The following is a 19,582-nucleotide window of genomic DNA, read 5'->3' as shown; positions in this document are numbered from 1 at the left end:
AATCAGGCAAGGCTGGTGGGAGGATCCGGCTCGGGCGCAACCGCCTTGCCGGTCAATATCGTGTCGGTCGTCCAGAAGCTGGGCGCGTCGTAGAGACGCGCAGGCGCAACGCCGCCTGCCAGGTCCGCTGCGACCAGCGGGATCACGCACCCCATCGCGGCGATGCAATCGAGCGTCAGGCCCTTGCAGGGCTTTTCGCTGGGCGCAGGCTGCTGCTTGGCCATCATCGCCATGCAGTCCGCATCCATGCCCTTGGCCAGCGGCGCGCCTGCCGCCTGCGGCACGCTGTGCGCGGCCGCCATCTGGGCTCCGAAGAGACCGGACAGCGCTCCGATGACGAGCAGGAGGGCGAGCAGGCGTTTCACGGGCCTCGATATCTAGCGGGTTTCGCGGGCGCAGCCAACCAAAGTCTCGCGCCGCGCGGATTTTGAAGTGCTGACGGCTGATTCCGTCAACTCCGCGTCAATAAAGATCCGGCCCGGGGAAGAAGATCGGCTGCGGCCTCTACGTATATCGAGGCTGGACCCGGGACCGTAGTCCCAAGCCTGAAGAGACGCTCTTCCCCTCGGCAAAGTCCGGGCGGTGGCTTACCATCCAAGGAGGTGAATATGGTCAGAAAAACTCTCATGGTCGCGCTTGCCGGCATTTCGATGCTTGCTGCCGTCCCCGCTATGGCCCAGGGCATCGGGCACAGCCTGTTCATGCGCGGCTCGATCGTCGACACGGGCAGCAACGGCACGGTCGTCTGCATCGGCAAGGCCGATGGCGCCGAGGTCGGCCAGAAGCTCGAGGTCTATCGCGTCGTGACCCATCCGGGTCCGTCCAAGGGCGTGGCGCCGACCTATCACCGCCAGCTCGTCGGCCATGTGACGATCGACCATATCTTTGACGATCACTTCGCGCACGTGTCCGTCGCCGACGGCACGCCTGCCAGGCACGACATCGTCGAGCTTCGCAAGAACTGACAAGCCGGTGGCCCGGCGGCACGGGCTGCCCTGCGACGCGTCGGGGCAGCGGGCCGCCGGCGACGAGGAGACCGTTCGGGGTCAAAGCGAAACCGCTTGACCCTGGACCATGGTCCAACCGGCATGATCGAGCGGATGACATGGGCAATTTCAAGATCGGCGAACTGGCCGCGGCCGCAGGCGTGGGGCGGGATACGATCCGCTATTATGAGCGGATGGGCCTGCTGCGCGAGCCCGCGCGCACGGCAGCGGGCTACAGGCTCTACGACGCGACCGACCTCGAGCGCGTCAATTTCATCCGCTCGGCGCAGGAGCTTGGTTTCACACTCGAACAGGCCCGGCAGCTGCTGGCGCTCAGGGCGTCGGACACCGCGCATGCCCAGGCCGTGCTCGATATCACGCTTGCCAAGATCGCGGACGCCGAAGCCCGGCTCGAGCGCCTGTCGGATATCCGCGACATGCTGCGGATGCTCGCCGACGAATGCCCGGGCGAAGTGCCGGTCTCCGATTGCCCGATCCTCGCCTTCCTGACGGCGCGGCGGAAAGACCAGCAGCATAACAAGAAACATCAGGCAGCGCAGGACGAACGATCACCACGAGCGAAAGGGGTTTTGTCATGAAGAAAATGCGTTTGATCGCCGTCCTCACGCCGGCGCTGCTTCTAGGCGCCTGTGTGACCACGCGGCCGACCTCGGCGCAGGTCGAGAGTTGCCGGGCGATGGAGGGCAATATGGGTCTCCAGACGCCGCATGATCATGGCGAGATGAAGGGGCAGGGGCGCAACCCGATGAACCTCTCGCACGACCGGTGTCTCCGGATTCTGCGCAGCGCGCAATGAGCCGGTCCGGACGCCAGGGATGGCGCCCGGACACAGTTTTCAAGCCAAGGAGCAAAGCCATGATCGACCATGCGAAGAAAGCCCTTCCACTTGTCGGCGGAAGCCTGTTGCTGGCGCTCGCGCTTTCGGGCTGCGACCGCCAGGCCGACCAGACGGTGCCGCCCGCGGCGAACAGCGTCGCCGCCACCCCGGTCCTGACCGACAGCGGCAACGCTGCAGACGCGGCGCCGATGGACGCGATGAGCAACCAGGCCGAGATGGAGCGGCATCACCGTCAGGCGATGGACCATGACGCGATGCGCGCCGGGGCCGGCAACCAGACCGCGCCGGCACCCGATCCCGCGCCGGGCAATGCGGCGATGCCGATGAAGGATATGTAGGCTCGCACACTAAGGGGATGAGGATGTCCAGGCGGATCAGCCTTCGACGCTTGAGCCTCGGCTGCGCAATCGCTCTCAGCCTGTCCGCGAGCGCGGGCGCGCAGGAGGGCGAGGATCATGCCGCGCATCATGGCGCAGGCATGCCGGCCGGCGGGGGCATGTCCGCACCGGCAGAGCCGGGGTCGTCGGACATGGCGAAGATGATGAACCCCATGATGGATCGCATGATCAATGGGGAAGGGGAGAATGAGCACGGCCACGAATCGCGCCGGACCGGCTTCATCTCGCAGCTGCTCGCCTTTCCCGCGCTTGACGAAGCGGCAAGGCAGCGGGTCGCTGCGCAGGCCGGCGAACGGGTAAGCACGGGTCTGGCGATGATCAACGCCGCCTCGGCCGACGGCGCGCGTGCGACCACGGTCTCGGCCCGGCTCGATGCGGCGCGGCGCCTGCGCGAGGGAACCGACCTGTTCCGCTCCGGCACCGCCGCGCAGGGCGCGATCGGGGGCTTGCAGCCGCCCCGGGAGGTCGGGCTTGCCTGGCTGCGCGATCAGCTCGACATCGACCAGGCCGCGCCCGGCCATGCCGATCACTGGTTCGGCATCTCGCCCTCGCACCTCCTTCTCATGCTGTTCCTGGGGCTGGTGAGCGCCACGCTTATCGCGCTGCAGATCTTCCGCCTGCGGCGGATCGGGGCGATCGCCGGCGGTGTCGCCACCGCCAAGGTTCCAGCAAAGCCGGAGCCGAAGGCTGCCCCTCCCGCTACCAGGGTTGCGCCCGCGCCTGCACCCGTTGCCGACAGCGCCGGGCTCGCGCCGAGCAATGCGGCCGCACCCGCTGGGGCGTCGCTGCGCAAGCCCAAAAGCTGGGCGGGGCAGCTGCGCGTGGTCCAGATCGTGCGAGAGACGCCGAGCGTGCTGACCTTCCGGCTCGCGGACCCGACCGCCGACCGGCTGCCGTTCGACTTCCTGCCGGGCCAGTTCCTGCAGGTCGAGGTAGAGCCCGAAGCGGGCAAGACCGCGCGCCGTTCCTACACGATCGCCTCTTCGCCGACCCAGCGGGCCTATGTCGAACTGACGGTCAAGCGCGAGGAGCAGGGCGTGGTCTCGCGATACCTGCACGACAAGGTCGTCGCCGACGATCTGCTGAAGGTCAGCGGACCGTTCGGCGCCTTCACCTTCACGGGAACGGATGCCCAGAGCATCGTGCTGATCGCGGGCGGGGTCGGCATCACCCCGATGATGTCGGTGCTGCGCTATCTCACCGACACCGCGTGGAAGGGTGATATCTTCTTCTTCTACGGCGCACGGTCGACCGAGGAATTCGTGTTCCGCGACGAGCTCGAGCGGCTCGAACGCCGTTTTCCCAACCTCCATGTCGTCGCCGCGATGCAGCGCGCGCCCGGCACCGTCTGGATGGGCCCCGAAGGGCCGATCACGCGCGAGATGATCCTGGCCGCGGTGCCGGAGATCGCGAGCCGGCGCATCCATATGTGCGGCCCGCCGGCGATGATGGGCGCGATGCGCGGCGTGCTGGCGGAACTCGGCGTCCCCGAAGCGCAGCTGCACACCGAGGCGTTCGGTCCGGCCTCGCTGCCGGCCGACCACGAGGATCTCGAGGTCAAGCCCGCGCCCCCGCCAGCGGATAAGCCGGCCCCGAGCGCCGAGGTGGCGCCGAGCACGGTGACCTTCTCCGTGTCGGGGGTGTCGGCGGCCTTGCCCGCGGACGAGACCGTGCTGGAGGCGGCCGAGGGCGCGGGCGTCGAGATCCCCTATGCATGCCGTGCGGGCACATGCGGCGCCTGCGTGGTCAAGCTGCTGCAGGGCGAAGTGACGATGGAGGTCGAATCCGGCCTTGCGCCCGCCGACAAGGCGCAAGGCTATGTGCTCGCGTGCCAGGCGAAGGGGACGGGCACGCCGCTCGTGGTCGAAGCCTGATGCGCGAACGCAGCGACATTGCCGTGGGCCTGCTGGTCGCGTTCCTGCTGCTGTTCCCGTTCGGCTATCTCGTGCATGTGTCGCCCCGCTTTCCGGGTAGCCTGGCCGGCGGGATCATCGGGATCGCAGCGCTCGTGCTGATGCTGCTGACGCTTCCTTATGTCGCGGCCAAGCACATCGCCTGGGTCGACAAGGCGCTCTCCCGGGTCGTCAGCAAGCCAACCCTGCTCGCCATCCACGTCTATGCCGGCGTGCTGGCGCCGATCCTGGGTCTGGTCCACGCCGCGCACAAGCTCGAAAGCCCGGTCGGCCTGCTTCTGACCGTCCTCCTGCTGATGACGGTCATCACCGGCTTCATCGGCCGCTACCTGCTTGCCCAGCTTGGTCGGGCGCTGCGCGGACGCAGGTCAGAACTGGCCTCGCTTCGCGCCGCCTTCCTCGAGGAGCCGGCGGCGCCGACGCAGGCCGATACCGCAGCCCCGCCGCTGTCGGGCTGGAAGCGCTATCTGTTCGTCGCCGGGGATGCGTCCGCGGGCCAGCGCCCCCAGGACAAGGCGGGGATCGCCGCAGCGCTGGCCGATACCGAATTCGCGATCCGTGCCGAAGAGGCAACCAACACCCTGTTCGCGCGGTGGCGGTTCCTGCACATCCTGCTGGGCTGTCTCATCTTCGCGCTGCTCGCGCTCCACGTCGGCGCGGCGATCTATTACGGGCTGCGCTGGCTATGAGCTGGCAGCGTCTTTCCTACGCCGTCTTCATCGCAGCCCTGCTGGTGATGGTCGCCGCGGTCGCGATCCGGATGCGATCGGACGCGCCGAGGGATGCCGGCCTGGTGGCGCAGCTCGTCTCGCCCGGCCCGCTCTCGAGCGCGCACCAGTCCTTTGCCGGCCAATGCACGGCCTGCCACACGCCGGGCAAGGGCGTCGAAACCCGGACCTGTCTCACCTGCCATGCGGGCACCGATTTCGGGACGAAGCAGTCGACGCAGTTCCACGCGAAAGCGACGCAGTGCACCTCCTGCCACGTCGAACATGAGGGAGAGCGCGGCATCATCCGCATGGATCACGCCGCGTTGCTCGACATGGCGAAGTGGCGGCAGCCTTTGGCGGGCATGTCGACAAACACTCGAAGCCTGACCCCCGAGACCGCGCTCAATTGCGCGAGCTGCCATGCGTTCCGCGATCCGCACCAGGGCCTGTTCGGCACCGACTGCGCGAGCTGCCACAAGACCGACAGCTGGAAGATCGCCAATTACCGCCATCCATCGGTCAATTCGACGCAGTGCGCCGAGTGCCACAAGGCGCCGCCGAGTCACTTCATGGAGCATTTCAGCATGGTCTCGCAGCGCGCAGCCGGATCGAAGGCGCGCGTCGACCAATGCTATGCCTGTCACGCCACCGACAGCTTCAACAATATCCGCAAGCGAGGCTGGTATGATCACCATTGAGGCCGACTGGCTGAGCGCCTTCTTCCGGCTCGCGGTGATCGGCCTGGAACTGGCGGGCACGCTGACCATCCTGGTCGGCGCGGGGCTCGCAACCTTTCTGTTTGCGCGGCGGGCGAGGGCGGGCGACCGAACCGAGGCCTATAGCGCGTTCCGCTCGGCGCTCGGCCGCAGCATCCTGCTCGGCCTGGAATTTCTGGTCGCCGGCGACATCGTCAAGTCGCTGGTGATCAACCCAACGCTCGACGATCTCATCGTTCTGGCCGGGCTGGTGCTGGTGCGGACCTTCCTGAGCATCTCGCTCGGGGTCGAGATCAACGGCCACTGGCCCTGGGAGGAAACCCGGATGGCGCGGGAGAAGGCGCGTGCGGCGTCGGATGGGTCGCCTGCGACGGCTGAGGCCGCCGGATGCGGCACAGCGCTCAAGGGATAGCAGATGGGAGGTGCATGATGATCGAGAGACGCGAATTGCTGATGGCCGGCGCCGGCCTTGCCGCCGCCGGAACGCTGGCTGTGCCGGCGGCGGCGCAGCAGCATCGAATGGAAGGGATGGCGATGTCGATGACGGACTGCATCGACGATTGCGTGGCTTCGCACCGCATGTGCCTGGAAACCGCCGCTTGGCTGACGAAGCAAGGCGGCGCGTCAGCTACGGCGTCGCTGATCGCCATGCTGAACGACTGTGCGGAACTGTGCCAGGCGACCGCCAACTCGATGCTGCGGGAATCTGCCCTGCACCGCATCGTCTGCCGCGCCTGCGCCGACGCTTGCGAGCGCTGCGCCGAGGAATGCGGACGCCATAGCGCGGACCAGCGGATCGCGCGTTGCTCGGCCACCTGCAAGAAATGCGCGGCGAGCTGCCGAACGATGGCGGACATGTCGAGCTGAGCGGCGCGCTTCGCACGTGCCCCACATAGTCACGTTCAGGCCAGAGCCCCCGGTCACAGCTTGTGTGTCCGACAACTACGCCAGGACAGCGATCATGGCACGTGGCACAAAGTCCGAGTATCCGGCAACGGCGGAAATCATCGCACCCGCCATCGCCGGAGCCTTCCGTGCCGCCACCCGATAGTCGGGTAATGCCGAGCACCATCTTTACGATTGCGTGAACGCTCCACGGTCGATCTGTATTGGAGAAGTCAGTGTCAACCGCCGAATTTGTCAACCGGCTACCCGAATTGCTCCGCCCCAATCCAGCAAGGGTAGTGATCAGACCCTATATGCCGTCGACGGAAACCTATAAATATGCGGTACCGGATCAGCCACGTGCGCAGCGCATCGCCGACCGCGTCCTGGCGCTCGACCCAGCATCGCTCCACGATGAGTTGCAACGCATTCTTGATGATTTCTCGGGAAGGCATCGTGAGGTTCCGTCCCTGTTTTTGCGGCGGTTCCACGAGGTTGATGGCATCATCGTCTGTGATTGCGAGGTCACCCATGAACAGGCGCTCTTGATCGGTGCCCATTTTTGCAACGAATATTCCTATGAGGCAGCAGCGCTTTTCAATCCGAGCATCGTCCTGCATCCTGATCAGTCTGCTGTACCTGAAAACTCTCTCCGATTCATTCTTTCCCTGCGAGGCGTGGGCGAGGGGCATATCTCCTCCGTCACCTTTCGCACCGGGTTTTGCGCCGCGGACGGAACCATAGCAATCAATCCTCCGAGCCCCATGCCGCTCGTGCTGGAGACTGAAAACATCTCCGGCGAGGACGGGCCGGACGCGGGCATTCGGATCAAGTGCGATGGCAGCCACGATCTCTCGGAGATCGTGATCTTTCCGACAACCCCCAGCCAGCGTGGTGGCATCGAAGACCTTCGCTTGGTCCGCTTCCTGGACGACGATGGCCGAGCCACCTATTTCGGTACATATACGGCATTTAGCGGCCAGTCCGTCCGGCAGGAGTTGTTGTCCACGCCGGACTTCCGGACATTCGAACTCAGACCGCTGCGTGGGGATGCCACCGGTAGCAAGGGCATGGCGCTTTTCCCCCGACGCATTGCCGGGCACTTTGCCATGCTTGGGCGCGAGGATAACGAAAATATCTGGTTCCTGACGTCCGCGGACATTCACGACTGGAGTGGCGGAGCGAAAGCCATCGAACCTCGCTGGCCTTGGGAGTTTGTCCAGATCGGTAATTGCGGATCGCCGATCGAGATCGACGAAGGCTGGCTGGTCGTAACTCATGGAGTCGGCGCCGTTCGGAACTATTGCATCGGGGCGTGCCTGCTGGACCGTGACGATCCCTCGAAGCTGCTGGCGCGGACGAAGCTACCGCTTTTGCGGTCGGACATGGATGAGCGCGAAGGTTATGTGCCAAACGTAGCCTACAGCTGCGGCGCGATGGTACATAATCGGGTGCTGGTACTGCCTTATGCCATTGCTGACAGCTTCACCACTTTTGCCACTATTCCTCTCGAGCGTCTGCTGGCCGCCATGGATTAGTCACTGTTGCCGACCTGTCCTGCTCTCGAGTCCGAACCATAGTTACACATCGGCACAACAACGATGCCAGTGCGATAATTTATGGCCATCTCAGAGACGGACTTCGCACATTACGTATACAGCAAGGCGGAAGGTGACACCATTTCACGGGCAAGCTCCGGAAGGGGCGACAATCGACCGGGCATATGCTCGATCGAACGGGAAACCCAGACTTGAAGGAATGGATACTTGCGCAAGAAGACGGCAATGATCGCTTCGCTCGCAGCTCTCGGCTTCCTCGCCGTCAGTGCCGGACCGGTGCTGGCGGACGGGATGCCGCCGGGCATGCCCGATCTTGAGGAGACCCTCAAGGCCAGGCCGGCGCCTGCCCAGCCCGATCCTGCCCACATGCAGGGCATGGCTCACGGTAAGGAGCAGATGCACGGCCAGATGATGCAGGGCCATCGAATGGCGATGCGGGATTCGCAGGACCAGGACGGCGCCTCCGGCATGTCACACAGGTCGGACGGTGGTTGCTGACCCTGCCATCATTCCATCAGACGACAAGGTTGACGGACAAGATCATGGCCGCTTTCAACCGAAGCCTTGGTCCGCCGTTCCCACGGCGGGCCAATCGCTTTTCTGGCCGGTCTCAGGACGAGAAAACCAGGCCGGGTCACATTTTTGATCGATCCCGGATCATCATTTTACGCGCCTGCTCCAGCAGGCACACGGCCGATCGGATTTCGATTCGTAACTTACGTATACAGACAGCGTCTCGCTAGCAGCATTGAAGCTTCGGAATTGCCGGGATCGGAACGTCGATCGGGCAACAGGAAGAACACTCGGAGACCCTCAATGCGACAGACGACATTTCTCGCGGCGCCCGTCAGCCTCTTCGCGACGCTAACCTTCGCCGCCGGCACCGCTCTCGCCCAGTCGACGCCCGCGCCCGCGCAGGCTGCGCCGGCCCATGCCCACCAGCAGGGCATGGATCATGGCGGGCAGCAGATGCACGATCAGATGATGAAGGATCATCAGGCCGGCGCGCAGAAGCAGCAGGGGCAACCGGCCCAGCAGGATCAACAGGGCATGTCGGGGATGGCCGGCATGTCCGGCGGCTCGCCTGCATCGAACGGCTCGGGCATGGCCGGTAAGGCGAAGAGTGGCTGCTGCAAGATGCCGATGAAGAAGGCCAAGCCGGCGGCGAAGAAGAAGACCGCCAAGCCCATGGCCGACAAGCCGATGAGCGACATGTGAGGTTTCCAGCCCCGAGAACAGACCCCAGGGGCTGAGGGCCCGCCGTTCCCCCGCGGCGGGCCAGTTCTTTGACGATGCCCAGCGTCGCCCCGTGCTCCCAGCTTTCAAAACCGGGTCCGAGCGTCTGACTTGACAGAGGAAACAGCGATGCGAAAACATCTTGGCGTCGGTGCTGCTGTTGGCTTCTGCTCTTTGGCAGCACGCCGCTCCTCGCACAGGGTATCGGCCATAGCTTGTTCATGCGCGGCAAGATCGTCCGTATGGATGCGGGCGGCACAGTGGCCTGCCTGGGTAAGGCCGATGGCGCGCACATCGGGCAGATACTCGAAGTCTATCACGCAACGCCGCGCCACCGCCGTCTTGTCGGTCATGTCGAAGTCGACCAGATTTTCGACGACCATTATGCTCATTTCCGCGTGAGGGACGGGACGCTTCAGAAAGGCGATTGGGTGAGCCTAAAGCGCGTCCGGGCGTAACGCCAGAATTGGAATGCCAAGCGCCGCCCTCGCCAAAAGAAGACTCGGCCGAGTAACGCCTGTCTCGGCATAATTCCGATCAGGCGTGCGCGAATACGTTCAGGAGTCGATGAATAGTCATCGGCTCTGTTGGCGTGTCTGACCCTCAAGCCCGCGACCCCGATACCAGACTACCTTCTGCGGAACTTACTTATAGGCCACCCGGGCAAAGAGATTACTCCGTCAGGCCATCGATAGAGATGGAGTCAGGTTATGTTCGAGAAGGCGATCGGGACCATTAACGCGGCGGCCTCCTTCCGACACCGCTATGATAATTTCATCGGAGGCCGCTGGAGCGCTCCTGCGGGCGGCGAGTATTTCGCCGACACGAGCCCGATCAATGGCGCCCAGATCGCAGAGTTCGCGCTGTCGACGCCGGAAGATGTCGAGCGCGCGCTCGATGCGGCGCACGCCGCCAAGGATCAATGGGCAAGGATCGCGCCCGCCGAACGCGCCAGGATTCTCAATCGCGTCGCCGACCGGCTCGAAGACAATCTGGAGTTGCTGGCACTTGCCGAGACGATCGACAATGGCAAGCCGATCCGCGAGACGCGCGCTGCCGACGTGCCGCTCGCGATCGACCATTTCCGCTACTTCGCCGGCTGCATCCGGGCGGAGGAAGGCGGCATCTCGACGATCGATGCGGACACCATGGCCTATCATTTCCGCGAGCCGCTCGGCGTCGTCGGCCAGATCATCCCGTGGAACTTCCCGCTGCTGATGGCGGCGTGGAAGATCGCCCCGGCGCTGGCGGCGGGCAACTGCACCGTCATCAAACCCGCATCCCAGACGCCGCTCACCTTGCTGATGTTCGCCGAGCTCACCGCCGACATCCTGCCGCCCGGCGTGCTCAATGTCGTTACCGGCCCGGGACGGACCGTTGGCCAGGCGATCGCCGCCAATCCGCGCATCGCCAAGGTCTCGTTCACCGGCGAGACCGTCACCGGCAAGCAGATCATGCACGCCGCGGCGGACCATCTGATCCCCCAGACGATGGAGCTTGGCGGCAAGTCGCCCAACATCTTCATGGCGGACGTGCTCGACGAGGACGATGCCTTCTTCGACAAGGCGCTCGAAGGCTTTACTTTGTTCGCCTTCAACAAGGGCGAGGTCTGTACCTGCCCGTCGCGCGCCCTGATCCATGAGTCGATCTTCGACCGCTTCATCGAGCGCGCCGTGGCGCGCGTCGCCGCGATCCGCCAGGGCGATCCGCTCGACCCGTCGGTCCAGGTCGGCGCGCAGGCGTCGGAGGACCAGCTCCACAAGATCCTGGGCTATATCGATATCGGCAAGGCCGAGGGCGCGCAGTGTCTGGTCGGTGGCGCCAGGGCGCTGCCGGGCGGTGCGCTCGACCAGGGCTATTTCGTGCAGCCGACCGTGTTCGTGGGTCAGAACCACATGCGCATCTTCCAGGAGGAGATCTTCGGTCCCGTCCTGTCGGTCACCACGTTCAAGACGGTCGAGGAGGCGATCGCACTTGCCAATGACACCGCCTACGGTCTTGGCGCGGGCGTCTGGACCCGGAGCGGCAACACCGCCTACCGGCTCGGCCGCGCGATCGAGGCCGGGCGGGTCTGGACCAACTGCTATCATCAGTACCCCGCCCATGCCGCCTTCGGCGGATACAAGGCATCGGGCTTCGGGCGTGAAAACCACCGGATGATGCTCGATCATTATCAGCAGACCAAGAATCTGCTCGTCTCCTATGACGAGCACGCGCTCGGCCTATTCTGACCCCCCGCTTAAAAGGAGAAACGGACATGGCGAAAACCATGAAGGCGGCGGTCGTCCGCGAATTTGGCAAGCCCCTGGTCATCGAGGACGCGCCGATCCCGACGGTCGGCCCCGGGCAGGTCCTGGTCAAGATTGCGGCAACCGGCGTGTGCCATACCGACCTGCACGCGGCAGAAGGGGACTGGCCGGTCAAGCCCAACCCGCCCTTCATTCCTGGCCATGAGGGCGTCGGGCATGTCGCCGCCATTGGTGCCGGCGTCACCCATGTGAAGGAAGGCGACCGGGTCGGTGTGCCCTGGCTCTACACCGCCTGCGGGCACTGCGTGCATTGCCTGGGTGGCTGGGAGACGCTTTGCCACCAACAGCAGAACACCGGCTATTCGGTCAATGGCAGCTTTGCCGAATATGTCCTCGCCGATCCCAACTATGTTGGTCACCTTCCCGACAATGTCGACTTCCTCGACATTGCGCCGATCCTCTGCGCGGGCGTCACCGTCTACAAGGGATTGAAGGCCACCGAGGCCCGACCCGGCGAGTGGGTGGTCGTCTCCGGCATTGGCGGGCTCGGCCACATGGCGGTGCAATATGCCCGAGCCATGGGTCTCAATGTGGCCGCGGTCGACATCGACGATAGCAAGCTCGACCTCGCTACACGCCTTGGCGCCACACTGACGGTCAACGCGCGCAACGAGGACCCTTCGGCAGCGCTCAAGAAAGCCATTGGCGGCGCGCACGGGGCGCTGGTGACCGCCGTTTCGCCCAAGGCGTTCCAGCAGGCGCTCGGCATGGTCCGGCGCGGCGGCACGGTCGCGCTCAACGGCCTGCCGCCGGGCGACTTCCCGTTGTCGATCTTCGACACCGTGCTGAACGGCATTACCGTGCGCGGCTCGATCGTCGGCACGCGGCTCGATCTGCTCGAGGCACTGGCGTTCGCCGGCGAGGGCAAGGTCAAGGCCACGGTCCATGCAGACAAGCTGGAGAACATCAACGACGTCTTCTCCCGCATGCATCATGGCGACATCGAGGGCCGGATCGTCCTCGACCTCGCCTGAAGCCGACTTCGCGAAAGTACAGTTCATGTCTCCCTTACATATCCGGCCGATCGCGCGGCGCCGTTTCGTCCAGGGGCTGGCGATCGGCGGCGCGGTCGCCGGTTTCGCCCCGGCGCTTCTCGCGCGATCCGCACCAACCTTGCCCGCTGAGCTGAGCGGGACCGAGTTCGACCTCGAGATCGCCGAGCTGCCGGTCAACTTCACCGGCAAACGCCGTATCGCGACCGCCGTGAACGGCAGCGTGCCCGCGCCGGTCCTGCGCCTGCGCGAAGGCGACACGGTCACGCTGCGCGTACGCAACGGCCTCAAGGAGATGTCGAGCATCCATTGGCACGGCATCATCGTGCCGGCGGAGATGGACGGCGTGCCCGGCATCAGCTTTGCCGGCATCGCGCCGGGCGAGACCTTCACCTATCGCTTCGAGGTCCGCCAGAGCGGAACCTACTGGTATCACGCTCACACGCTCGCCGAGCAGACGGGACTCTATGGAGCGATCATCGTGGAGCCAAAACAGGTGCCGACGGCGCGGGCGCCCGATCGCGACTATTGCATCGTGCTCAGCGACTGGTCGGACGAGCCGCCGCTGCAGATCTTCCTCAATCTCAAGAAGCAGAGCAGCTACTATAATTTTGCGCAGCCGACCGCCGGCGATTTCCTCAAGGATGTCGGCACCATGGGCTTGGGCAAGGCGCTCGAGCGGCGGCGGATGTGGAACAGCTCGCGGATGAACCCGACCGACTACAGCGATGTCTCTGCCGCGACCTACACCTATCTGATGAACGGCGCGCCGCCCGCCGGCAACTGGACCGGTATCGCCGCGCCCGGCGAGCGCGTGCGCCTGCGCTTCGTCGGCGCGGGGACGGCGACGTTCTTCGACGTGCGGATCCCCGGGGTCGAGCTGACGGTCGTATCGACCGACGGGCAGCCGGTCGAGCCGGTCACGGTCGAGGAATTCCGGATCGGCCCGGGCGAGACCTACGACGTCGAGTTCACCATGCCCGAGGGCGGCGCCCGCACCATCTTCGCGCAGGCGATCGATCGGAGCGGCTATGCGCGTGGCACGATCGCACCGGCCCCGGGCATGGCGGCAGCCGTGCCGCCGCTCGATGCCCGGACCTGGCTCGAGCCGGTCGACATGATGGGCGCGATGGCGACGATGGGCGCAATGGGAGGCGACGCGCATGCCGGGCACGGCATGACCGAGATGCCGGCCAGGGCACGGCACGCCCGCACCGAATATGGCGCCAATACCGACATGCGCGTCGACTATCCGCGCACCAATCTCGACGATCCCGGCGCCGGGCTGCGCGGGCGCGGCTGGCGCGTGCTGACGCTGGCCGATCTGCGCACGCCGGGCGGCGATCCCGACCCGCGCGAGCCCGAGCGCGACATCGAGCTGCATCTGACGGGCAATATGGAACGGTTCATCTGGTCGCTCGACGGCATCAAGCTCAACGATTCCAGGCCGCTTCATTTCAAGCCAAACGAGCGGCTGCGCGTCACCTTCGTCAACGACACGATGATGGCGCATCCGATGCATCTGCACGGCATGTGGAGCGATGTCGAAGGCCCGGACGGCGCCTTCCAGGTCCGCAAGCATACGGTCGTGGTCCAGCCCGCCCAGCGGGTGAGCTTCCGCGTCACCGCCGACGCCATGGGCCGATGGGCCTTCCACTGCCATCTGCTCTATCACATGGCGGCCGGCATGTTCCGGGAGGTGGTGGTCGCATGATCCGGATTTTCCCCTCGCGCGGCATCGCTCTTGGCGCTGCCCTCTTCCTGGCGCCGGCGATCACGGCTCCCGCCCTCGCGCAGGATGCCTCGCCCCCGTCGCCCGCCGCCACCCCTGCCCAAACGGCCACTCCCGCTCAGCACACCCCTTCCGCGCAAGGCTCTCAGGACCATGCGGGCATGGACATGCCGGGCATGGATATGACCGACACGAAGGCGTCCGGTAACGGCGCCACGATGGACATGGGCTCGATGCAGGGCGGCCAGGCCCCGCCGGACGCGCGCAACTCGGACGATTATGCCGACGGCTACCGCAACTCGACGCTGCCGGGCTATGAGATGGCCGACAAGCTCTCAATCCCCAAGATACTTGTCGATGAGCTTGAGTTCACCAGCGGCAACGAGGGTCAGGGCGTGGGCTGGACCGTGCTCGTCACCAAGGGTCAGGACAATGACAAGCTCTGGCTGCGCAGCCAGGGGCTCAAGAACTCCCGCGACCAACGTCTCGATCCGGAGAGCAGCGTCGAGGCGCTGTGGTGGCACAGCAAGAACCCGTTCTGGGGCACGCTGCTCGGGGTCAGGCAGGATCTCGGCAAGGGTGCGACCACCTGGCTGGCCGCCGGCGTCGAGGGACTGGCGCCCTATTGGTTCGACGTCCAGCTCACCGGCTATGTAGGAACCGATGGGCGTCTCGCGGCGCGCGCCAAGGCGTCCTATGAGGTCTTGTTCACCAATCGGTTGATCCTTACGCCGCAGGTGGAGACCAATATCTATTCGAAGCGGTCGAGCGATCGGCAGCTCGGCAGCGGCTTCAGCAATGTCGAGCTGAGCGGACGGTTGCGCTACGAGGTGTCGCGCAAGTTCGCGCCCTATATCGGCTTCGTCTGGGAGCGCGCATTTGACGGCACGGCCGATTTCCGTCGCCTGCGCGGGGAAGGGCCTTCCGAACACAGGCTGGTGATCGGCTTGCGCGCCTGGTGGTGATCCGCGGATGGCCACTCGAGGGGTCGACCGCGAACGCGCCGCGTGACAAGGCTGGATCGCAAGCCAACGGTCGCTGGCCGGCCTCCTTTTTCGTCTTGTTGCTCGCGGCGGCTGCGGCGTCGGCGGGACAGACGGCCATTCTCGCCTTCCTTCCGGCACTGGTCGACCCGGCTCGTGGCGCGCTATCGTCAAGCGCTCATGATTTTCATGTCGCGAGCCTGACCGCGGTCCATCCCCTGGCAGCCTTGCTGGCGGCGCCGCTCTGGGGCTGGATCGCGGACCGGGTCGACTATCGGGCGATGTTGCGCGCAGCGCTGGTCATCCTCGCCCTGGTGACCGCGCCGATCGGCCTCGTCGGGCTGCCTGAGCTTTATGCATTGCGCCTGGTGGCGGGGATGGCGTCGGCCGCCATCATACCGTTGGGCTTGCTCTGCGCGAGCTTTGCCGCAAACGAGCGCGCGGACCAGGCGCGGCGCTTCACCTGGCTGACCGCCTTCTTGTTTCTGGGCGATCTCGCCGGTCCGCTGGTGGCGGAGGTCTCGGCCGCGATCCTGCCCCGCGCTCCCCTCATGATCCTCGCTTTCGGCATCGGTGCCGTCGGGGCGGCGCTTTGCGCCGTGCGTCTGCCGCGCTGGTGTGCACCTTGCATCGATGGCGGAGACCTGCCCGCGCCGACGCTCGGCGCGACGCTGATCCTGCTTTTCGTCACGATCGTCGCGGGCGGCGGGCTGGCGGCGATGCATGTCAATCTCCTGGTGACGCGGAGCGTCATTTCGCTGAGCCGCGAAGAGATCGCCTGGATGCTCAGTCTCTGCGGATTGGGCATGCTGGCAGCACAGATCTTCCATGCGAGGCTCGATTGGCTGGTGACCATGCCGAGGCGGCTTGCGGGGCTGACGCTCGGCCTGCTGGCTGCGGCGCTCTTCCTGTTCCCTGTCGCCGCGAGCATGGCCGAACTCAGTGGGATCATCGTTGCTGCCGGCTGGAGCTCGGCAACCCTTCGATTGGTCACCAGCTTCTGGATCAGCGGTGCGGCAGCCCCTTCGGGTCTGAAGCTCGGTCTCCAGCATTCCGCCGCCAGCATCGGGCAGGCGCTCGCGCCGCTGGCGATCGCCGTCGTCGCTCCCGGGGCGCAGCACTTAGTCTTGTGGGGGATTGGTGGTCTGTCGCTGGCGCTGCTTGTGTCCTTGCCGCTCGCCTGGAGGCCGCGCGCCATCGTGAAATCTTCAGCGTGATGAGGGGTAGGGGGCATCAATGCGTATAGATCATTAGGAACCCTATCGCATGCTTCCGGGAGCCGTTCATGAAGACCCGTCTTTCTGCCGCCTTGCTGTTCCTCGCCCTGCCCGGCGCAGCGCTTGCGGCGAATGATGTCGTCGTCCACCGGGACCCGGGTTGTGGATGCTGTGAGAAGTGGGCCCAGGCGCTTCGCGCGAAGCTGGGCCGCACGGTCGTCATGCGCAACGATGCGTCGCGCGGGGCGCTTCAGCGGAGGGCCGGCATGCCGGGCACGCTGGCATCCTGCCACAGCGCGATGGTTGATGGCTATCTGATCGAGGGCCATGTCCCGGTCGCCGATATCAAGCGCCTGCTGGCAACCCGTCCCGTAGGCGTCAGAGGCATTGCGGTGGCGGGGATGCCGATCGGCTCGGAGGGCATGGAAGTGGCAGGCGCCGCCCGCCAACCCTATGCGGTGGTGTCGTTCGGCAGTTCGGGCCAGAAGGTCTTCGCGCGGCATTGATCACGCACGCCTCGGCTCTCGCTGGTGATTTCCTGTTTGAATGACTGGGACTTGCTCGCCCCCACCTGTATAGTCATTTGATGCATGCTCCCGCTCGCCCCCATAGCCGCGCATCCGCTCCCCGGACGAAAGCTGCTTCTGTGGGCGAACCCGCGGTCGACGCTGCCGGTGCGGAGAAGCAACCTCGCTATGTGGCGATCAAAGACAGCATTTTCGAGGACATCCGGGAAGGTCGCCTGAAGCCCGGCGACCAGACGCCGTCAGAGGCCGAGCTCGTCGAGACGTTCAAAGTCTCGCGCATGACCGCAAACCGGGCGTTGCGGGAACTGCAATCGGCCGGTGTCGTGGTACGGCGGGCGGGGCGGGGCAGCTTTGTCGCCGAGCCCCGGCCGATCGGGCAGCTGATCGAGATCCGCAACATCGCGGAGGAGGTGCGCGGCAGGGGCCACGCCTATCGCGCGCGCGTCATTTATAATATCGAGATACGGGCTGATGCGGAAAGGGCAGCTCTGCTGGAAGTCGGCTTGGGCACGCGCCTCTTCCATTCGCTTATCGTCCATCACGAGACCGAATTCCCAATTCAGGTCGAGGAGCGCTTTGTGCTGGCATCTGCTGCGCCACGCTACGGAGAGAGGGATTTCAGCGCCTCGACGCCGAATGAATATCTGACACGTGTTGCCCCGCTCGAGCGAGTAGAGCACCGGGTGTGCGCGGCGATGCCGGATACAGCCATGCGAACAATGCTGGGCCTCGCTGAAGGAGAACCAGTGCTAATGATGACGCGCAGAACCTGGAGTCGCGGACGTCTCGTATCGCACGCTTGGCTCACGCACCCGGGCAATCGGTTCGAGCTATCGGCGGCTTTTTCTGTTGGGACCTAGCGATCAGCCCGCGCCCAACTTGACGGCCGATTTGCGCCTGCGCCGCAACCATCGCACGTCGGCGCGACTGAAGCTCTTAAACAGCAGGTAGAAGCCCGTCCCCGACAGCCACAAAGTACCGAACGCAACGAAGACGATCAGCGGGTGATTGAAGCTGGTGCGGTTCATATAGTCCATATTGTGGAGCATCCAGAAGAAATCCCAGGTGCGCCATGTGTCGCCGCGCATGACCAGGAATCGGCCGGTGTCGGCGGAGATGTAGGCGCTGCTGTTCTCTGCGTCCGCGAAATCCAGTCGCCACATGGTGCCTTCGTGCTCGCGCGCTTCCACATTCGGTTCGGCGAGCAACGTTGCCTTGCGGATCGGTGCTTCATTCACCATCGTCGCGACGTCGCGCGCGACCTGCTCGTCGACCCGAACCGGGGCGCCGCTCGTCGCGTCGATTAGCCGCGTGCCCGTGGTGGATCGAAGCTCGTAGACGGGGCGTGTGGCAAGGGACCGCAAGGCGATGCCGAGCACGGGACCATCAAGAGCGAGCTTTGCCGGCGCAATATAGTCACCGGCAGGTAGGGCGTGCTGATGGCTGGCCTGCGCACTGTGTCCGCCGACCTTCTCCTGATCGAGCAAGGCCATCATCGAGCCGCTCAGAGCCCAAAGGAGAAACTGCACGCCCAGGATCAGGCCGACCCATTTGTGGATGCGCCGAAAAATGAGCGGGGTGAACCGGATTTTCTTCATGCCTTCTTCCTGCGCCGCGGGAACGACCAAAGCAGCAGCCAAGCCCCGGCCAGCGCCATGGCAAGGGCACTCCAGGTCGCCACGCGCAGCAGCGGATTGTTGACGTCGGAGCGATCGTCATAGTCCATGATGTGCAGCATCCACGCGAAATCGAACACGCGCCACAGCGCATGGCGGCGCGAGATCAGCTCACCGGTCTGCGGAGAGAGATACAGGGTTGGCCGGTTCCAGGCATCGAATTCGACCTGCCAATAGGGAGGCTTGCGCGCCTGCATTTCCAGTGGCGCCGTCGTCAGCAGCCGGGCTGCGACGATGTCCCCGGTGCCGCTGTAGATGCGCCGAGCGGCGGCGCGGATTTGTGCCTCGCTCAAATCGGGGATGGGCTGTCCCGAACCTGCATCGAAGAGTCTGACGGCGCAGATCGGCTTTCCACATCGCGCCGGGCTGAGGCTGCCGGGGGCCGGCCGCCACAATTCAATGCTTTCGAAGCGTCTCGATGCGGTGCCGGTCCAACGCTTCGAGCAAAGCCCTGCCGATCAGCGGCTTTGCGAGAACATGATCGAAGCCCGCCTCAGCGGCCCGCGAGGCCAGCAGCGTGTCATGAAAGCCTGAGATCATGATCGCGCGTCCCGACCATCCGATCTCGCGAAGGTGACGCAGCATCGCGAATCCGTCGATGTCGGGCATGCGATAGTCGAGGATGACGCAGTCTGCCTCCTTCGCGCGGGGGTCGGCCAACAGCGCGTGGCCGGTCGTATATCCCCACACGGCATAGCCGCGCGATCTCAGCAGCAGCTGGAGGCCACGCCGCACGCCGGGATCGTCGTCGGAGACGAGGATGGTGTATCTGCCATCATGCTGAGTGGAACGGACCGATGGCATTGCGAGAAGCGGACACCCGTGTGACGATTGCACCATCGATCGCATATCGCGCCTCGTCCCGTCGCTACGTAGAGGTCGCA

23 protein-coding genes and 1 pseudogene are annotated in these 19,582 nt (G+C 65.1%); 20 read left to right on the top strand and 4 right to left on the bottom strand.

Going from position 1 to position 19,582, the window contains the following annotated elements:
- Nucleotides 1-2 precede the first annotated feature (2 nt).
- Nucleotides 3-365 (bottom strand): hypothetical protein, encoded by a 363-nt coding sequence (locus V7Q48_RS10155; protein WP_007406428.1) that lies wholly within the window; start codon nucleotides 363-365, stop codon nucleotides 3-5.
- A gap of 261 nt (nucleotides 366-626) precedes the next feature.
- Here V7Q48_RS10155 and V7Q48_RS10150 point away from each other — a divergent pair, with 261 nt between their 5' ends.
- From V7Q48_RS10150 to hutC, 20 genes and pseudogenes are all read left to right on the top strand, one after another.
- A complete protein-coding gene (locus V7Q48_RS10150; RefSeq protein ID WP_007406371.1) occupies nucleotides 627-965 on the top strand; it encodes a hypothetical protein in 339 nt (112 codons plus the stop codon).
- Between the two features lie 140 nt (nucleotides 966-1,105).
- Nucleotides 1,106-1,585, top strand: a complete 480-nt coding sequence (locus V7Q48_RS10145) for a heavy metal-responsive transcriptional regulator (RefSeq protein WP_007406417.1) — start codon at nucleotides 1,106-1,108, stop codon at nucleotides 1,583-1,585.
- Complete coding sequence (locus V7Q48_RS10140) at nucleotides 1,582-1,803, top strand: hypothetical protein (RefSeq protein ID WP_007406426.1); 222 nt, start codon at nucleotides 1,582-1,584, stop codon at nucleotides 1,801-1,803. The genes V7Q48_RS10145 and V7Q48_RS10140 overlap by 4 nt, the downstream gene beginning before the upstream one ends.
- Before the next feature lie 59 nt (nucleotides 1,804-1,862).
- Nucleotides 1,863-2,183 carry a hypothetical protein gene (locus V7Q48_RS10135; RefSeq protein WP_007406382.1) on the top strand — a complete coding sequence of 107 codons (321 nt, stop codon included), beginning with the start codon at nucleotides 1,863-1,865 and terminating at the stop codon, nucleotides 2,181-2,183.
- A gap of 23 nt (nucleotides 2,184-2,206) precedes the next feature.
- Nucleotides 2,207-4,117 carry a 2Fe-2S iron-sulfur cluster-binding protein gene (locus tag V7Q48_RS10130; RefSeq protein ID WP_030089529.1) on the top strand — a complete coding sequence of 637 codons (1,911 nt, stop codon included), beginning with the start codon at nucleotides 2,207-2,209 and terminating at the stop codon, nucleotides 4,115-4,117.
- Complete coding sequence (locus V7Q48_RS10125) at nucleotides 4,117-4,845, top strand: hypothetical protein (protein ID WP_126001929.1); 729 nt, start codon at nucleotides 4,117-4,119, stop codon at nucleotides 4,843-4,845. Before V7Q48_RS10130 ends, V7Q48_RS10125 begins: the two co-directional genes overlap by 1 nt.
- Entirely contained in the window at nucleotides 4,842-5,564 is a 723-nt protein-coding gene (locus V7Q48_RS10120) for a hypothetical protein (protein ID WP_007406380.1), read from the top strand. Before V7Q48_RS10125 ends, V7Q48_RS10120 begins: the two co-directional genes overlap by 4 nt.
- Complete coding sequence (locus V7Q48_RS10115) at nucleotides 5,551-5,994, top strand: DUF1622 domain-containing protein (RefSeq protein WP_007406411.1); 444 nt, start codon at nucleotides 5,551-5,553, stop codon at nucleotides 5,992-5,994. The genes V7Q48_RS10120 and V7Q48_RS10115 overlap by 14 nt, the downstream gene beginning before the upstream one ends.
- A 14-nt stretch (nucleotides 5,995-6,008) precedes the next feature.
- A complete protein-coding gene (locus V7Q48_RS10110; protein ID WP_015449267.1) occupies nucleotides 6,009-6,449 on the top strand; it encodes a four-helix bundle copper-binding protein in 441 nt (146 codons plus the stop codon).
- A 317-nt stretch (nucleotides 6,450-6,766) separates the two neighbouring features.
- On the top strand, nucleotides 6,767-8,005 hold the full coding sequence (locus V7Q48_RS10105; protein ID WP_007406395.1) for a glycoside hydrolase family 130 protein: 1,239 nt from the start codon (nucleotides 6,767-6,769) through the stop codon (nucleotides 8,003-8,005).
- A gap of 228 nt (nucleotides 8,006-8,233) precedes the next feature.
- Complete coding sequence (locus tag V7Q48_RS10100; RefSeq protein ID WP_007406388.1) at nucleotides 8,234-8,524, top strand: hypothetical protein; 291 nt, start codon at nucleotides 8,234-8,236, stop codon at nucleotides 8,522-8,524.
- 318 nt (nucleotides 8,525-8,842) lie between these two features.
- Nucleotides 8,843-9,244: a hypothetical protein gene (locus V7Q48_RS10095; protein ID WP_015449265.1), complete on the top strand. Its 402-nt coding sequence runs from the start codon at nucleotides 8,843-8,845 to the stop codon at nucleotides 9,242-9,244.
- Nucleotides 9,245-9,391: 147 nt separating this feature from the next.
- Nucleotides 9,392-9,720, top strand: a pseudogene (locus V7Q48_RS18280) (hypothetical protein).
- Between the two features lie 252 nt (nucleotides 9,721-9,972).
- Nucleotides 9,973-11,493 carry an aldehyde dehydrogenase family protein gene (locus V7Q48_RS10085; RefSeq protein ID WP_037447974.1) on the top strand — a complete coding sequence of 507 codons (1,521 nt, stop codon included), beginning with the start codon at nucleotides 9,973-9,975 and terminating at the stop codon, nucleotides 11,491-11,493.
- A gap of 26 nt (nucleotides 11,494-11,519) precedes the next feature.
- A complete protein-coding gene (gene adhP, locus V7Q48_RS10080) occupies nucleotides 11,520-12,545 on the top strand; it encodes an alcohol dehydrogenase AdhP (protein ID WP_333837925.1) in 1,026 nt (341 codons plus the stop codon).
- A gap of 25 nt (nucleotides 12,546-12,570) precedes the next feature.
- Nucleotides 12,571-14,277 (top strand): copper resistance system multicopper oxidase, encoded by a 1,707-nt coding sequence (locus V7Q48_RS10075; RefSeq protein WP_015449263.1) that lies wholly within the window; start codon nucleotides 12,571-12,573, stop codon nucleotides 14,275-14,277.
- Nucleotides 14,274-15,260, top strand: a complete 987-nt coding sequence (locus V7Q48_RS10070; protein ID WP_015449262.1) for a copper resistance protein B — start codon at nucleotides 14,274-14,276, stop codon at nucleotides 15,258-15,260. The genes V7Q48_RS10075 and V7Q48_RS10070 overlap by 4 nt, the downstream gene beginning before the upstream one ends.
- Entirely contained in the window at nucleotides 15,254-16,495 is a 1,242-nt protein-coding gene (locus V7Q48_RS10065) for an MFS transporter (protein ID WP_015449261.1), read from the top strand. The genes V7Q48_RS10070 and V7Q48_RS10065 overlap by 7 nt, the downstream gene beginning before the upstream one ends.
- 68 nt (nucleotides 16,496-16,563) lie before the next feature.
- Nucleotides 16,564-17,001: a DUF411 domain-containing protein gene (locus V7Q48_RS10060; RefSeq protein WP_333837923.1), complete on the top strand. Its 438-nt coding sequence runs from the start codon at nucleotides 16,564-16,566 to the stop codon at nucleotides 16,999-17,001.
- Nucleotides 17,002-17,192: 191 nt separating this feature from the next.
- Nucleotides 17,193-17,882 (top strand): histidine utilization repressor, encoded by a 690-nt coding sequence (gene hutC / locus V7Q48_RS10055; RefSeq protein WP_230588639.1) that lies wholly within the window; start codon nucleotides 17,193-17,195, stop codon nucleotides 17,880-17,882.
- A 3-nt stretch (nucleotides 17,883-17,885) separates the two neighbouring features.
- On the opposite strand, the gene V7Q48_RS10050 is transcribed toward hutC, so the two are convergent.
- From V7Q48_RS10050 to V7Q48_RS10040, 3 genes are all read right to left on the bottom strand, one after another.
- Complete coding sequence (locus V7Q48_RS10050; protein ID WP_037447984.1) at nucleotides 17,886-18,620, bottom strand: PepSY domain-containing protein; 735 nt, start codon at nucleotides 18,618-18,620, stop codon at nucleotides 17,886-17,888.
- A complete protein-coding gene (locus V7Q48_RS10045) occupies nucleotides 18,617-18,991 on the bottom strand; it encodes a hypothetical protein (RefSeq protein WP_234703093.1) in 375 nt (124 codons plus the stop codon). The genes V7Q48_RS10050 and V7Q48_RS10045 overlap by 4 nt, the downstream gene beginning before the upstream one ends.
- A 103-nt stretch (nucleotides 18,992-19,094) precedes the next feature.
- Nucleotides 19,095-19,502: a response regulator gene (locus tag V7Q48_RS10040; protein ID WP_016743851.1), complete on the bottom strand. Its 408-nt coding sequence runs from the start codon at nucleotides 19,500-19,502 to the stop codon at nucleotides 19,095-19,097.
- Between the last annotated feature and the right edge of the window lie 80 nt (nucleotides 19,503-19,582).

The organism is Novosphingobium sp., from assembly GCF_036803765.1.
Classification (GTDB): domain Bacteria; phylum Pseudomonadota; class Alphaproteobacteria; order Sphingomonadales; family Sphingomonadaceae; genus Novosphingobium.
The sequence above is the reverse complement of the archived record's forward strand: the minus strand, read 5'-3'. Positions and strand labels throughout refer to the sequence as shown.